This window comes from Bifidobacterium colobi (assembly GCF_018555455.1).
GTDB lineage: Bacteria > Actinomycetota > Actinomycetes > Actinomycetales > Bifidobacteriaceae > Bifidobacterium > Bifidobacterium colobi.
This window is the reverse complement of the sequence record NZ_JAFEJU010000003.1, coordinates 62,414-77,218: the sequence shown is the minus strand read 5'-3', so window position 1 is coordinate 77,218 and position 14,805 is coordinate 62,414. Positions and strand designations below refer to the sequence as shown.

Genomic DNA, 14,805 nt, shown 5'->3' with positions numbered 1-14,805 from the left:
CGTTGGCAAAAACCTCGTTTTTTACGTTCAGGAAACGTGTGCTGCAAATACTGCTTCCTAACGACGATGTACGGATACACATCGTCCCCAAGAGGAAGGGAAGCATCAGATGAACAAGCGATTTATTGCAGCAGGAGCGGCGCTGTGCGCTGCGGTCATGCTGCTTTCAGGATGCGGAACAGGTTCTTCTGCAAGCAGCACCGCCGGCAACAATGTGATTCGAGCCTATGGCGTTGAACCACAGAATCCGCTCACCCCCGGCGACTCCGGCGAAAGCGGCGGCATCCAGGTTGCCGATCAGATTTATTCCACACTCATCACTTACAACAGCGACGGTTCCATTAACAACGAAGTAGCGAAAAGCATTACCCCAAACGATGACGCCACACAGTTCACCATCACACTCAACGATGGATGGAAATTCAGCGATGGCACTCCGGTGAAGGCGGAAAACTTCACCAAAGCCTGGAGTTACGCGGCCAATGGCGCCAACGGTGCCAAGAACGCATGGTGCTTCTCGGCGATTAAGGGCTACGATGAGCTGCAAGACAAGTCGGTAGCTTCCGATGCGCAACTATCCGGTCTGAAAGTCGTTGATGACAAGACGTTTACGGTTGAGATGAACAAGCCGAACTCCATGTTTCCCAAGGAACTCGGCTACATCGCCTTCGCCCCCGTGCCGGATTCGGCGTTCAACGATATGAAGGCGTTTGGCCAGAAGCCGGTGACTAATGGTCCGTACAAGCTCCAGTCTTGGGATCACAACAAGACCATCACGCTGGTCAAGAACCCTGATTACAACGGTCCGCGCAAGCCGAAGAACGATGGTGTGACTTTCCAGCTGTACACCAAGCCTGATTCGGCCTATGCCGATGTGCAGTCCGGCAACCTGGACGTGCTCTCCACCATTCCGGCTTCGGCCATGAAGAGCTTCCAATCCAATCCGAAGATCAACGCCATATCCACGCCGGGCTCCTCATTCCAAGGATTTACGATTCCGGTGGCATTGGAGCATTTCGGTATGAACGAAGAAGGACGCCTGCGCCGTCAGGCCATTTCACTGGCCATCAACCGCGAGCAAATCACCGATAAGATTTTCTTCAAGACGCGTACGCCCGCAACCGACTTCCTCGCTCCGGTCATCTCCGGCTACTCCGACAGCCTGAAGGGCGCTGATGTATTGAAACATAATGAAGCCAAGGCCAAGAAACTATGGAAGCAAGCCGATGCTATCGCCCCGTTCAGCGGCACATTCCAGCTTGCCTATAACGCTGACGCCGACCACAAGCAGTGGGTGGATGCCGTGTGCAACCAACTCAAGAACACATTCGGCATTGATGCGAAGGGCCTGCCATTCCCGACGTCCGCGGAATACTATGATTCGCTCGATTCCAAGACCCCGACCTTTGCCTTCTACACCAGTTGGTCCGCAGACTGGCCGTCCGCCGATGATTTCCTGGTGACCCTCTACGCATCCAGCTCCGCCGACGGAAACGGCTCGAACACCGGAAACTATAAGAATCCTGAGTTCGACGCGCTGCTGGACAAGGCCGCATCCACTACCTCTACGGACGAAGCCAACAAGTACTACCAGCAGAGCGAGGAAATCCTGCTCAAGGACCTGCCCACCATTCCGTTGTGGTACGGCAACGCCAATGCCGTGACCACCAAGAACGTGAGCAAGATTCAGTTCAACTTCAACGCGCTGCCGACCTACTGGAAGATCACCAAGTCCTGATGCTGTACGGAGGCGATTACAACCCTGAGCAATGGCCGCGTGACGTGTGGGAGCACGACATGCGGCTATTGCGCGAGGCTTCTATCAACGAGGTCACCCTTAATGTGTTCTCCTGGGCCGCATTGCAGCCGGACGAACAGACCTACGACTTCTCTCGGCTTGACGACATCGTTGAGCTGGTGAGCAACAACGGGATGCAGATCATCATGGCCACATCCACTGGCGCGTTGCCGGCGTGGATGTCGTTCAAGTATCCCGATGTGGAGCGCGTTGATTTCGATGGTCGCAAACACCGGCATGGCGCTCGGCAGAACGCCTGCCCGAATAGTCCGACTTATCGTCGCTATGCTGCGGAACTCGCCGGCAAACTCGCCGAACGGTACTCTTCGCTGGATAATCTGGTGGCTTGGCATGTGTCCAATGAATACGAAGGCATGTGCTACTGTCCGAACTGTGCGCGCGCATACCGCGACTGGCTGCGTGGACGGTACGGCAGCATCGATCATCTGAACTCGGTATGGGGCACTGATTTCTGGGGGCACACATACGATTCCTTCGACCAGATCTACCCGCCGGATCGAGCGGGGGATGGCAGCTATGACGATCCGTGCGCAGTACTGCCGGCAGCGAGTCTTGACTATGCGCGATTCTTCGATGACTCCGTGATTGGTGCTTATAAAGTGGAGAAGGAAGCCATTCGGAACGTCGATCAGCATACGCCGATCACTACGAACTTCATGGGTAACTTCTACCAGTACGATTACCAGCATTGGGCAAAGGACATCGACATCGCGGCATGGGACTGCTATCCGCGGCTCGGCACACCGCCAAGCGATACGGCATTCTGGCATGATGTGATTCGCTGTCTCAAACAACGTCCGTTCCTACTGATGGAGCAGACACCCAGCCGGATGAATTGGATGCCTTACAACGCCCTCAAACGTCCCGGCCAAATGAGGCAGCAAAGCTGGCAGGCCATCGCCCACGGTGCCGATTCGGTGCAGTTCTTCCAAATGCGACGATCGCGTTACGGGTGCGAGAAATTCCATGGTGCTGTGATCGACGCCGACGGAACCGACAAAACACGGACCTTCCAAGAGGTTGCAGCACTTGGACGTGAACTTGCTCAAGTAGGGTCGCTGATTGTCGGATCGATGCCGAAAGCTCGCGTAGCCATGGTTTTCGATTGGTCATCATGGCGAGGACTGCGCAATGCCATCGGGCCATCAACCGACTTGGATTATCTCCGTGAAGCCAAAGCCATGTATGCCGAACTGTACCGCCGCAACATATCCGTGGATGTGGTGAGCGCCGATGCTGATTTCAGCGTTTATGATGTGGTGCTCGCACCTACGCTATACATCGTCAGTGAACACCATGCCGCTCGGCTCAACGACTATGTGCAGCATGGCGGCACATTGGTGCTGACGGTGATGAGTGCCATCAGCGACGAACATGACGTATTGCATCAAGGCTTCACGCCTGCACCTTTCCATGAAACCTCCGGCGTGTGGACCATGGAAACCGATGCGCTTGCGCCCGACTGCACAGTACCGCTGTGCTTCGGCGGTGGTGCCAGCAAATCCATTGAAGCTGATGCGGATCATCATGAGAGTGAGCCTGCAGGCCGGGTCTTGTGCGACATTGTGGTGCCGGACGATGATACCGAAGTGCTTGCCACCTATGGTGAAGGGCAGTTCTATGCCGGCAAACCCGCCATCACCCGTCACAGGGAGGGCAGCGGCCTGTGCTATTACGCCGGTACGTTCCTCAACGTCCCGGCGATGCGCGAGTTCATCGGCTCGGTACTGGCCGAGGCCGGCATCCCGACGATTGAAACCGATCCAGGCGTGTCGATCAACACCCGATACACCCAGGCCGGCGAAGCGCTGACGTTCATCATCAACGACACCGCCGAGCCGCGTACGGTGGCCATTCCCCGTGATGGGGTCGATCTGCTTGCCCAGGCTCCGGTGGCGCTCAAAGCCGGCGTAGCGACACAACTCCCACCGTTCGGCGTGATGCTATTGCGTTAGCCGCACACATTGCTCCACGGGCCAGTTTCCCGAATTTCTCTCACTGACTGCTAGTCAGTGAGAGAAATTCGGGAAACTGGGGCTACAGTGACGGTATGAATGATGCTGCAACCGCAATTTCCGCTGTGACCCCTGATGCATCCAACATCGGCAAACTGGCAGGATTCACGATTCCGCGCCTTGGCATGGGCACCATGGCGCTCGCCATCGAAGGCCGGCCTGCAAGCCGCCGCGAAGCCATCGAGACGATTCACCGGGCCCTTGACCTTGGCGTGCGTTACCTCGACACCGCATGGTCCTACTATCTGCCCAGCAAGCCGGGAACCGGCGAACCCGAAGACATGGGCTATGGCGAATATCTGGTTCGCGATGCACTCGCCAGCTGGCATGGCCCCAAAGATGACGTGCTCGTAGCCACCAAAACCGGATGGCTGCGCACGCTGGACAGTGCCGGCAATTACGGCTGGCAGGCCGATGCTCGTCCGGAAACGATGATCGCCAACGCCAAGGAATCCGCGCGCAGGCTCGGTGTCGATACACTCGATTTGCTCTACTCGCATTGCAATGACCCGCAGGTGCCGTACGTGGAGCAGATGGAGGCGCTGAAGCAGCTTGTGGATGAAGGCGTTGCCAAAGCAGTCGGCATCTCCCGCATCGGCAATGAGGACATCGAAACCGCGCATCGGATCCTTGGTAGCCGCCTGGTCGCCGTACAGAACCAGTTCTCGCCGGTGCATCGGGATCCGGAGCATACGATGGAAACCTGCGAAAAGCTTGGCTTGGCGTTCGTCTGCTGGTCGCCGCTCGGCGGATTCCTCGACCCGTTCAACGAGCATCTGTTCGACCGGTTCAAGGAAGTCGCCAAAGCGCACGACTGTTCGTATCAGCGGGTCACGCTCGCTTGGGAGCTTGCGCAGTATCCGCAATTGTTCACGATTCCCTCCGCACGCAATACTCATGAGATCGAGGATTCATTCCAAGCGGTAGCGCTGCATTTATCTCAAGACGAGCTCGAATACCTGAGCTGATCGATCCTTATGCAGGCATGCAGGCCGGTTCCTTTCCGGAAAAGCGTGCGCAAAGTCGGCCTGTGATGAATGTATGAAGTTAGTGGTTGCTTGGGAACTGAAGGCAATTGCTGTGAACGGCATGAGCAATAGCTTGTTTGAGAGTACAAGTTTTCGACTAATGACGTTGCACAGATAAATGTGAGCGCTCACACTATTTTTGGGCGTGTCGTTCACAACGTCCACAAATCGCACTAGTCTTATGACTGTCATTAGATACACAACCGTTTTAAGGAGTAGTTGTGGCAGCAATTGAAAGCGTGTACGCGCGTCAGATTCTGGATTCCCGTGGCAACCCGACCGTTGAGGTCGTCCTGGACACCGAAGACGGTGCTCGTGGCCTGGGCCTGGTTCCGTCCGGTGCCTCCACTGGTGAAGCCGAGGCTTGGGAGCGTCGCGATGGCGACAAGTCCGTCTACGGCGGCAAGGGCGTTCTGAACGCTGTCAAGGCCGTTAACGAAGAGATCGCTCCGAAGGTCATCGGCATGGATGCCTCCGACCAGCGCGCTCTCGACGACCTGATGATTGAGCTCGACGGCACCCCGAACAAGGGCAAGCTGGGCGCCAACGCCATCCTGGGCGTCTCCCTGGCCGCTCTGTACGCTTCCGCCGAGTCCGCAGACGAACCGCTGTACCGCTACATCGGCGGCACCAACGGCCACATCCTGCCGGTCCCGAACATGAACATCATGAACGGTGGCGCTCACGCTGACTTCGCCACCGACATTCAGGAGTACATGATCTCCCCGTACGGCTTCAAGACCTACTCCGAGGCTCTGCAGGCTGGCGTCGAGGTGTACCACACCCTGAAGAACGTTCTGAAGAAGGAAGGCCTGAACACCGGCCTCGGCGACGAGGGCGGCTTCGCTCCGAAGATGAAGTCCAACAAGGACTCCCTGAACTACATCATGGACGCCATCTCCGCTGCCGGCTACGAGCCCGGCAAGCAGATCGGCATCTCCCTGGATGTCGCTTCCTCCGAGTTCTACAACAAGGAGACCGGCAAGTACCACTTCGAGGGTGACGAGCGCGACTCCCAGTACATGCTCGACTTCTACGAGCAGCTCATCGAGGAGTACCCGATCGTCTCCATCGAGGATCCGTTCAACGAAGAGGGCTGGGAAGACTGGACCGCCATCACCAAGCTGCTGGGCGACCGCCTGCAGTTCGTCGGCGACGACCTCCTGGTCACCAACCCGGCTCGCCTGCAGAAGGCCATCGAGCTCGGCGCTGCCAACTCCCTGCTGGTCAAGCTGAACCAGATCGGCACCGTCACCGAGACCCTCGACGCCATCGAGCTGGCCACCGCCAACGGCTACACCTCCATGGTTTCCCACCGCTCCGGCGAGACCCCGGACACCACCATCTCCGATCTGGCTGTTGCTAAGAACACCCGCCAGATCAAGACCGGTGCCCCGGCTCGTGGCGAGCGCGTTGCCAAGTACAACCGTCTGCTCGAGATCGAGGAGGAGCTCGGCTCCACCGCTCAGTACGCCGGCTACAGCGCCTTCAAGGCCTGCAAGAAGTACCTGGCCAAGTGAATTGAAACGCCAGTAAAGGCGTGACATTCCACTGAAGCTCAATACCCGCTGCGTTCGTCAAGTCGAATGCGGCGGGTATTTTCATGTTCCATGAGCAAGTCGTCCCGTGCCGAAGCAAACGGCAGCAATACATCCAAGAGGAGAAGCGCTACGGGGCCTATCGCGTTCTTCGTATCCCTGTTCATCGTGGCCTTAGGTAGCATTCAACTGGTTTCCACATTTCACACCTATGCGTTGAATCTCGCTGAACTGAACGGCTTGAAGCGTGAAGAAGCATCGTTGATCGCCAAAAAGCAGGATTTGGAGAACGATATCAAACGTTGGAATGATAAGGCGTACGTCACCGCTCAGGCCCGCGAACGTCTTGGATTCGTGTTCCCGGATGAGCAGGCGGTACGCGTGCTGCATCCTGAGGCGGTGACCGGCACTGAATCCCAAAGCGATAGCGACTCAGACAGCCAAACCGGCAACAGCAAAGTACTGCCTTGGTATAGTGAATTGTCATACTCGTTCAAAAAAGCCGATGAACCGGTCAGCAACAGCAAATCAGCCAAGTCCGATTCCGCGGAACAATCGAAAACCAGCAAACAGAGCAACAGCTCGACCAATACTACAGATTCGCAGCACGCCGATCAGAACAGTGCAGGGGAGGGAACCCAACAGTGACCATCGATATCAACGCCCAAGCCAAATCGCTTGTTGACGCTCTTTTGGCGCAGCCTGCCACCGATCAGGATATCGAACTGGTCGAACGACAGCTTGGACGCTATCCACGCGGCATGGTGGCCGTCGGTGCACGATGTGTATGCGGTCGACCGCTTGCCGTGATTACTCGTCCGGTATTGCCGGGCGGCATCCCATTCCCGACCACCTGCTATCTGACCGGACCGGAGGCAGTCAAAGCGGCATCACACGTGGAGGCCGCCGGTGTAATGCAGCAATACAACGATATGCTTGGCGCGGACGAGGATTTGAAAGCCGCCTATGGTGAGGCACATCAGCTGTATCTGGCTTTCCGCCATGAACTGGCCGTACGCCTGGGCGATAGCGAAGAACACATCGAGGGCACTTCCGCAGGCGGCATGCCGGTACGCGTCAAATGCCTGCATGCGCTGCTCGCGCAATCGTTGGTGATGGGCCCGGGCGCCAATCCCATCGGCGACCTGGTGCTGGAGCGCGTCAAGGATGAGTTCGATCCGGCGATCTGCCGTTGCACGGTATTGTGAAACACGAGGAGAAGAGATGAGCAAGGATAGTGTGACCGTTGCCGGTATCGATTGCGGCACGAATTCGATTCGTTTGAAGGTCGCGCGTGTGGATGCCAACGGCATGGTGGAAGTGGTGCCGCGCATCCTTCGCGTGATTCGACTCGGACAGGATGTGGACAAAACCCATCGTTTCGCCGATGAGGCATTGGAGCGCGCCTATGTGGCCGCGCGTGAATTCGCTGACGTGCTTGCGGAACACCCGGTGGATGGGCTGCGGTTCGTAGCCACATCCGCCACCCGTGACGCTGAGAACCGTGAGGAGTTCGAAGACAACATCGAAAAGATTCTCGGTGTACGCCCCGAGGTGATTCCCGGCACCGAAGAGGCGGATCTGAGCTTCCTCGGTGCCACGTCGGTGGTGAACCGCAGTGACCTTCAGGCACCGTATCTGGTGGTCGACTTGGGCGGCGGCTCCACGGAGTTGGTCATCGGCGGCGATGGCGTCAACGCGCCTGCCACGGCGGTCCAGGGCGCATTTTCCATGAACATTGGTTCGGTCCGTATGACCGAACGCCATTTGCACAGCGATCCGCCTACCGAAGAGGAAATCGCTCAGGCTATTGCCGACATCGATGAGCATATCGACGAAGCATTCCAGTATGTGGATGCCGGTAAGGCGCGCACCATCATCGGCGTCTCCGGTACGGTGACGACCATGACCGCTCTGGCAATCGGCTTGAAGGAATACGATCATAGCGTGGTGGACGGCTACCGTCTGGGACTTGCCGAAGCCTATGCCGTGGATGACAAGTTCCTCAGAATGACGCGTGACGAGCGCCGCACATACAAGACGATTCATCCGGGCCGTATCGACGTGGTCGGCGGCGGTGCGGTGGTGTGGAACCGTGTGCTTGCCAAGGTGAGCGCGGCCGCCGAACAGGATCATGGCACACCCATCGACTCCTATGTGGCCAGCGAACATGGTCTGCTTGACGGCATCGTTCTCGATTATGGTCGCCGCTTGCTTGCACGGTAAGGTGCCTCCGGTGGGACTCGAACCCACAAGCCGAAGCGATCGATTTTAAGTCGACTGCGTATACCATTTCGCCACGGAGGCGTTGGATAAACCAACCGTACTATTGTACGTCACCCTGAGACGGATGCGGCTTGCGGGTTGCTGAGCTTCGCTCAGCCGTCGCGGTATAACCGCTCCCTTCGCCTACGGACAGCCCACTGGGCTGTCCGCTTCACGGCTCAGCCCACCGGAGGCACACGCTCAGTATTCTCCTCGACTTCTTCTTTTCGGAGAGAGGCACTTTTCCGAAACAATTCCTCGTTACCCTGTTCCTCGTTGTGTTACCCATGGAAGAAACGAGGAGTGCATTATGGCTTCACGCTGGACCGCAGTCGATCGAGTTGAACAAGGCGCCTTGCCAACCATGTTCGTCCAGGCAGTCATAGTGGGCACCGCGTTGACTATCGGAGCCATCGCATGCTCCGGGTTCTACCTCACCATGATTGCCGATCCGAATACCAACGCTCCTGTGGTGGCGTTGGTGCCGTGGATGGTTGCCACGGTACTGGTCGCCGTCGTGTTCACCTATGTAGTCGGGTTCGCGTTGCTCTGGTGCGCGGAATCCTTCACCACGCGTATGAACGACAAATTCAAACCATGGGCCTATGCGGTGGTCGGACTCATCGGCTATGGCATCTGGGGCATGTTCGTCATGGGCTCGACGATGAACTCCCTTGATCAAGCGGTCAACGGCGTAGTGCTCGCCAATGCGGACATTCTGGCGCTCACCGTGAACTATGCGGTATTCGGCTTCATCGCCTTCCTGCTCGCACAGGCGTACGGCTCCAAACTCGCTACACGCAAGCCACTGGTATTCGTACTGTTCGCTGTACAGGTGGTCCTCGCAGTGCTTGGCGTTATGGTGTTGGTGATGATCTTCGGCCAGATTCCCTCGGGCAAGTAACCAGATCAATCAAGGAGCAGTCATGTTCAGTGTGCTTGACATGTTCACCATCGGTGTGGGGCCGTCCTCTTCGCATACCGTCGGTCCGATGGCCGCAGCTCATGCATTTTCCACATCGCTGAAGCAAGACGGACTGATCGATCGCACCGAACGCGTCAAGGTTACGCTCTACGGTTCTCTCGCCCTGACCGGCATGGGACACGGGACGGACCGCGCCGCCATGGCGGGGCTGGAAGGCAATCTGCCCGCCTATGTGGATACGGAGCATATGCTGCACATCCGCGAAACCTGCGCGCTGGATAACACGTTGAATCTCGCCGGTGTCAAGCGCATCCACTTCGACTACGACCGAGACGTGATGTTCGAACTGTGGAAGCGCATGGCAGCGCACCCCAACGGTATGCGATTCCAAGCGTTCGATGCCGCCGGCTCACTGGTGAACGAACAGGTCTGGTATTCCATTGGCGGTGGCTTCATCCGCCAAGGCACGCCTGACGATCTGATGATCGGTATTCACGATAAACCACCGGCTGGCACCGCATTCGCCGACGCAGATGAATCCAGTTCAACCGACTTCGGTCCGGAAACGCCCTACCCGTTCTCCTCATGTGCCGAACTCGTCGCACAGTGCAAGGCGCACCATATGAGCATCGCCGAACTGGTATGGGCCAACGAGACCGCGAACCGCTCAGGCATCCAGGTACGCAACACCATCGATAACGTCTGGCGTGTGATGCGCGAATGTGTTTCCCACGGCTGCACGTCCAATGAAGCCACACTGCCCGGCGGATTGGACGTGCCGCGGCGTGCGCCGAAAATGTACCAGCGATTGTCATCCAATTCCGATCTGCTGCACCGTGATCGGCGGCGCAAAGACATAGTGTTGGAATCCTCCGATGCCGCATGGGTGGATTTGTTCGCGCTCGCCGTTTCCGAGGAGAACGCCGGGGGAGGACGTATCGTCACCGCTCCGACCAATGGTTCAGCGGGCATTATTCCAGCGGTATTGCATTATTACTGGCATTTCGTCGATGACGCCAACGAGCAGGGCATTGTCACGTTCCTGCTCACCGCAGGTGCCATCGGCTACCTGTTTAAGCGCAATGCTTCGATTTCCGGTGCCGAGGTCGGCTGCCAAGGCGAGGTCGGATCGGCATGTTCGATGGCTGCGGCAGGTCTTGCTGCGGTGATGGGCGGCACGCCTGAACAGGTGGAGAACGCGGCGGAAATCGGCATCGAGCATAATCTTGGTCTGACGTGCGACCCGGTGGGCGGACTGGTGCAGATCCCATGCATTGAGCGGAACGCGATGGCAGCCAATACCGCCATCAATGCAGTGCGTATGGCCATGCTGGGCGATGGCTCGCATATCGTGACCTTGGATCAGGCGATCGCCACGATGAAACAGACCGGTGAAGACATGATGGCCAAGTACAAGGAGACCTCCAAAGGCGGTCTCGCCGTCAACGTCGTCGAATGCTGACATATCGCACTGGGAAGAACGACTTCCACAGCTCCGCCAATGGTGCTAATGTAGGGCGCATTGTGTCTGACAAGGAGGACGTATGGCAGAACAGATGCCTAAGGTGAATGCCGAATTCGGTACCACTCCCGTTATCGAATTCCCGACCGATGAAGCGCCCAAGGGTCTGAAGGCCGTTGAGCTGACCGAAGGCGACGGTCCGATGGTCCGTCGTGGCGATACCGTGACTGTGAACTACCATGGCGTGGTCTGGGGCAAGGATACCCCGTTCGACTCCAGCTTCGACCGCCATCAGCCTGCCAGCTTCGGCATTGGCGTCGGCCAGGTCATCAAGGGCTGGGATCAGACCGTGCCGGGCCACAACGTGGGCTCCCGTCTGGTGGTTTCCATTCCGCCGGAGTACGGCTACGGTTCCCGCGGTGTTCCGCAGGCCGGCATCGGCGGTGACGATACCTTGGTGTTCGTCATCGACATCATTTCCACTCGCTGACACATCCAGCATCACGGAACGCCGGTGTCATAGCCGGCGTTTTGCTATAGGTTTTAGTTCAGGAGGACAATATGGCTGAAGACAAGGTCTACCTGCTGACGCAGGAAGCGTACAACAAAATGAAGGAAGAGCTCGCTCATCGTGAGGGCGAGCTGCGCGAGGAAATCGCCCATAAGATTGCCGTGGCCCGCGCCGAAGGCGATCTTTCCGAAAACGGTGGCTATCAGGCCGCCCGTGAGGCACAGAGCAAGAACGAGGGTCGCATTACCGAACTTACGGTGAAGCTTCGTGATTCCAAGATCATCGAGAACGCTCCGGAAGGTACCGTGGGCAATGGCTCCGTGGTGACCATCGAGCTCAACGGCAATGAGATGACCTACGTGCTGGGCAGCCGCGACATCGTGGCCGGCACCGATTACGACATCATGACCCCGGACTCTCCGATCGGCAAGGCCATCGAAGGTGCCAAGGTCGGCGATACGGTGACCTATACCGCTCCGAACGGCCGCGAGCTGTCCGTGGTGGTCAAGGCTTCCAAGCCGCTCGCCTGAGTTTTGCTCTCAATCAATCAGTAAAGGCCTCTCCCTTCGATATACGCGGGAGAGGCCTTTATAACTTAACTACTGTGTGTGGGGTGGGGAAGCAGTCGCTAGCTCCACAACGCCACGATCACCATATAAATCGCCACCATATGGCAGGCGTATCCGGCAACGGTGCCGCAGTGGAAAATCTCATGGAAACCAAAGATGCGCGGCCATGGGTCAGGCTTGCGCAATGCGTAGACGATGGCGCCCAGAATATAGCAGGCGCCACCGGCGCATAGCAGAATCACCACTGCAGGGCCAGCATATGGCGACTTCCAGAACAACATCATGAACGCGAGACCGTAGATGCCGAAGATGATGTACACCACGGTGTAGAGCCAACGTGGCGCATTGATCCAAATCACATGGATGATGAGTGCCACCAGGGTGCACGACCACATCGAGATGATGATGAAGTTACGCCAGAAAGGCTCAAGGGCAAAGGAAACCGGTGTATAGGTGCCGGCGATGAGCAGGAAGATGTTCACATGATCGATGCGCCTGAGCACATCGGTGACGCGCGGGCTCCAATCGCCCAGATGGTAGCAGGCGGAATTGGTGAACAGAATCAGGGATGCGGTCATGAATACCGCGCATGCCCATTTGAGACCCGCGCCCTGAGCGAGGCAGATGAGCACGATCCCGGCGGCCAGGGACAGGGGAGAGGCTACGGCGTGAATCCATCCGCGCATGGCTGGTTTCGGCCGTCCGTGGACGTCAAGGCGGATTTTGCGTTCCACTTCAGCCGGGGCGATGCCTTCGATTTTGAGCGCCCGGTTCTCGGCTTTGGCCAGTTTCTTGCGGGCTTTTTCCTCGGCCTTGGCTCTGATGGCTTCGGCTTTGAACTGGGCTTTGGCTCGTACGGCATCCGCCTTAGCTTGAAGCGCCTCCTCACGTGCCTTGACGGCTATAGCGCGTTTTGCCGCGACTTCGGGATCCAATTGGCGCTGAGTGGCGCTGTGTTCATGTTCCTCTGCCATACGCCCATCCTTTCAGCAGTGCAAGCTTCTTCCTTACGTTACCGTAACCTACGTTAACGTAAGTAGCGCGTTTGTCAATAGCGAACCACCGGCATTATGGCGCAAGATGACATCGTGCGTCATAATGCCTCACCAGCAAGCCTATTGCGTATCATGGTAGTCATGGCTGATTTTTCACATATTCTTGCGACCCGCCCGGATTTCGATGACGAGGACCGCGAATGGCTGCATCATCTTGTGGCCGACTGGCAGGTGATTGCCGACTTAAGCTTCGCCGATCTGCTGCTGCTGGTGCAAAACGGTGATGGTAAGTATGTCGTCGCCGAGCAATGCCGTCCATCCACGGTAATGACCTTGCGCGGCGAGGATGTGGTCGGCGATGTAATGCCGGATGATATGACTGGCGAACTCGATGCCGCCATGGATTCCAGTGTGGTGTTCCGCTCCACGGTGCTGCGCTCGGTGGGCAAAGCCACCGTCTGCAACGTGTACGCCCCGGTACGGCACAACGGCAAGACGCTTGGCTTGGTGGTGCGGGAGACCAATATGGCCACTCGTGAATCCAATGGCCGCTACGAATCGGAGAGCATCAATGCAGGCAAGCATCTGTACGAGATGATTCCTCGTGGGCAGTTCCCCTATAAGGACTCCGTGATGAGCCAGCGCCATATCGCCCGTGTGGCGGATGGCTTCATCATCCTGACCATCGACGGCGTGGTGCGTTACGCGGCGCCGAACGCCATCAGCTGCTTCAGGCGCTTGGGCCTGCTGCATACCATGCCAGGACAGTACCTGAGCGAACTCGGCACCGAATTGCTCAAAGAGAACGATCCGGTACCGGAAACACTGCCGTTGGTGCTTTCCGGCAAGGCTGCCGTGGACTCCGAAATCAACGCGAATCGTTCAGCGGTATCCATGCGCTCGCTGCCGCTCTACGACAATAACGGCAGGGTGGGTGCCATTATCCTCTGTCGCGATGTGACCGAGCTGCGTCGTCGCGAAAAGGAACTGCAGACCAAGAACGCCACCATTTCCGAGATCCACCATCGTGTGAAGAACAATCTGCAAGCGGTATCGGCGTTGTTGAGGTTGCAGGCGCGCAAGACCAAATCCGAAGAGGTCAAGAAGGAGTTGCAGGAGGCGCAGCGTCGTGTGCAGACCATCGCCATGGTGCATGAGGGGCTGAGCCAGACCGCCGACGAAATCGTGGACTTCGACAAGGTGATTTCCAACCTGCTGCGTATGGCGGTGGATTTGGCCACAATGAAGGATCAGCATATCAGCGTGAACTTCATGGGCAAATTCGGCATGATGCCCGCACAGGATGCCACGCCGCTCTCCCTGGTGCTGACCGAGCTCATCACCAATTCGGTGGAGCATGGATTCGAGGGGCGCAAGGAAGGCAATATCACCATCTCCGTCGGGCGCTCCGGCTCCAACCTGAACGTCGTGGTCGAAGATGACGGCACCGGTCTTGGCTCCGAAGAGCAAGGCGGTATGGCAAGGACCTCCGGCTCCGGCTTGGGCACGCAGATCATCAACACATTTGTGACCAATGATTTTGGCGGATCGGTGCACTGGGAGCCTCGCCGCGAAGGTGGCACGCGCGTTGTGCTCGACATGAAACTGCGTGCAGCTCAGGAAGAATAGCGCATTCCTAGCTCCCCTCAATGAGGGGAGCTGCCAGTGCGACTGAGTG

The 14,805-nt window shown here is 57.6% G+C and carries 13 protein-coding genes and 1 tRNA gene; 12 read left to right on the top strand and 2 right to left on the bottom strand.

From position 1 onward, the window contains the following. The first annotated feature begins 109 nt into the window (after positions 1-109). The 7 genes from JS530_RS04995 to JS530_RS04965 all read left to right on the top strand — a co-directional run bounded on the left by JS530_RS04995 (position 110) and on the right by JS530_RS04965 (position 8,626). The gene (locus JS530_RS04995) at positions 110-1,738 is read left to right on the top strand and encodes a peptide ABC transporter substrate-binding protein (protein ID WP_214376104.1); all 1,629 of its coding nucleotides are present in this window, start codon (positions 110-112) and stop codon (positions 1,736-1,738) included. Continuing rightward, entirely contained in the window at positions 1,738-3,774 is a 2,037-nt protein-coding gene (locus JS530_RS04990; protein WP_214376103.1) for a beta-galactosidase, read from the top strand. Before JS530_RS04995 ends, JS530_RS04990 begins: the two co-directional genes overlap by 1 nt. Before the next feature lie 95 nt (positions 3,775-3,869). After that, the gene (locus JS530_RS04985) at positions 3,870-4,802 is read left to right on the top strand and encodes an aldo/keto reductase (protein ID WP_214376102.1); all 933 of its coding nucleotides are present in this window, start codon (positions 3,870-3,872) and stop codon (positions 4,800-4,802) included. 281 nt (positions 4,803-5,083) lie between these two features. Continuing rightward, complete coding sequence (eno, locus tag JS530_RS04980; protein ID WP_033890350.1) at positions 5,084-6,382, top strand: phosphopyruvate hydratase; 1,299 nt, start codon at positions 5,084-5,086, stop codon at positions 6,380-6,382. Positions 6,383-6,472: 90 nt separating this feature from the next. After that, positions 6,473-7,048: an FtsB family cell division protein gene (locus JS530_RS04975; protein WP_240541099.1), complete on the top strand. Its 576-nt coding sequence runs from the start codon at positions 6,473-6,475 to the stop codon at positions 7,046-7,048. Continuing rightward, entirely contained in the window at positions 7,045-7,608 is a 564-nt protein-coding gene (locus JS530_RS04970) for a DUF501 domain-containing protein (RefSeq protein ID WP_214376100.1), read from the top strand. Before JS530_RS04975 ends, JS530_RS04970 begins: the two co-directional genes overlap by 4 nt. A 16-nt stretch (positions 7,609-7,624) precedes the next feature. Beyond that, positions 7,625-8,626, top strand: coding sequence for a Ppx/GppA phosphatase family protein (locus tag JS530_RS04965; protein WP_214376099.1), 1,002 nt, complete (start codon positions 7,625-7,627; stop codon positions 8,624-8,626). A 2-nt stretch (positions 8,627-8,628) separates the two neighbouring features. Here JS530_RS04965 and JS530_RS04960 read toward each other — a convergent pair. Beyond that, positions 8,629-8,707 (bottom strand) — tRNA-Leu (locus JS530_RS04960). 268 nt (positions 8,708-8,975) lie between these two features. Between JS530_RS04960 and JS530_RS04955 the strand changes: the two genes are divergently transcribed. The 4 genes from JS530_RS04955 (at position 8,976) to JS530_RS04940 (ending at position 12,093) form a co-directional block, all read left to right on the top strand. Then, entirely contained in the window at positions 8,976-9,569 is a 594-nt protein-coding gene (locus tag JS530_RS04955; RefSeq protein WP_214376098.1) for a cadmium transporter, read from the top strand. 22 nt (positions 9,570-9,591) lie between these two features. After that, positions 9,592-11,052, top strand: coding sequence for an L-serine ammonia-lyase (locus JS530_RS04950; RefSeq protein ID WP_214376097.1), 1,461 nt, complete (start codon positions 9,592-9,594; stop codon positions 11,050-11,052). Positions 11,053-11,134: 82 nt separating this feature from the next. Continuing rightward, complete coding sequence (locus tag JS530_RS04945; RefSeq protein ID WP_214376096.1) at positions 11,135-11,542, top strand: FKBP-type peptidyl-prolyl cis-trans isomerase; 408 nt, start codon at positions 11,135-11,137, stop codon at positions 11,540-11,542. Between the two features lie 71 nt (positions 11,543-11,613). Continuing rightward, the gene (locus JS530_RS04940; RefSeq protein WP_214376095.1) at positions 11,614-12,093 is read left to right on the top strand and encodes a GreA/GreB family elongation factor; all 480 of its coding nucleotides are present in this window, start codon (positions 11,614-11,616) and stop codon (positions 12,091-12,093) included. Positions 12,094-12,191: 98 nt separating this feature from the next. Here the strand turns inward: JS530_RS04940 and trhA are convergent, their stop codons facing one another. Continuing rightward, positions 12,192-13,106: a PAQR family membrane homeostasis protein TrhA gene (trhA, locus tag JS530_RS04935; RefSeq protein ID WP_214376094.1), complete on the bottom strand. Its 915-nt coding sequence runs from the start codon at positions 13,104-13,106 to the stop codon at positions 12,192-12,194. Positions 13,107-13,268: 162 nt separating this feature from the next. On the opposite strand from trhA, the gene JS530_RS04930 reads away from it, so the two are divergent. Beyond that, on the top strand, positions 13,269-14,756 hold the full coding sequence (locus tag JS530_RS04930; protein WP_214376093.1) for a sensor histidine kinase: 1,488 nt from the start codon (positions 13,269-13,271) through the stop codon (positions 14,754-14,756). Positions 14,757-14,805 lie beyond the last annotated feature (49 nt).

Excerpts from the sequence above, each read along its gene's own strand:
- JS530_RS04995 (WP_214376104.1), top strand. The coding sequence starts at position 110 with ATGAACAAGCGATTTATTGCAGCAGGAGCGGCGCTGTGCGCTGCGGTC.
- JS530_RS04990 (WP_214376103.1), top strand. The coding sequence starts at position 1,738 with ATGCTGTACGGAGGCGATTACAACCCTGAGCAATGGCCGCGTGACGTG.
- JS530_RS04985 (WP_214376102.1), top strand. The coding sequence starts at position 3,870 with ATGAATGATGCTGCAACCGCAATTTCCGCTGTGACCCCTGATGCATCC.
- JS530_RS04975 (WP_240541099.1), top strand. The coding sequence starts at position 6,473 with ATGAGCAAGTCGTCCCGTGCCGAAGCAAACGGCAGCAATACATCCAAG.
- JS530_RS04965 (WP_214376099.1), top strand. The coding sequence starts at position 7,625 with ATGAGCAAGGATAGTGTGACCGTTGCCGGTATCGATTGCGGCACGAAT.
- JS530_RS04955 (WP_214376098.1), top strand. The coding sequence starts at position 8,976 with ATGGCTTCACGCTGGACCGCAGTCGATCGAGTTGAACAAGGCGCCTTG.
- JS530_RS04950 (WP_214376097.1), top strand. The coding sequence starts at position 9,592 with ATGTTCAGTGTGCTTGACATGTTCACCATCGGTGTGGGGCCGTCCTCT.
- JS530_RS04945 (WP_214376096.1), top strand. The coding sequence starts at position 11,135 with ATGGCAGAACAGATGCCTAAGGTGAATGCCGAATTCGGTACCACTCCC.
- JS530_RS04940 (WP_214376095.1), top strand. The coding sequence starts at position 11,614 with ATGGCTGAAGACAAGGTCTACCTGCTGACGCAGGAAGCGTACAACAAA.
- trhA (WP_214376094.1), bottom strand. The coding sequence starts at position 13,106 with ATGGCAGAGGAACATGAACACAGCGCCACTCAGCGCCAATTGGATCCC.
- JS530_RS04930 (WP_214376093.1), top strand. The coding sequence starts at position 13,269 with ATGGCTGATTTTTCACATATTCTTGCGACCCGCCCGGATTTCGATGAC.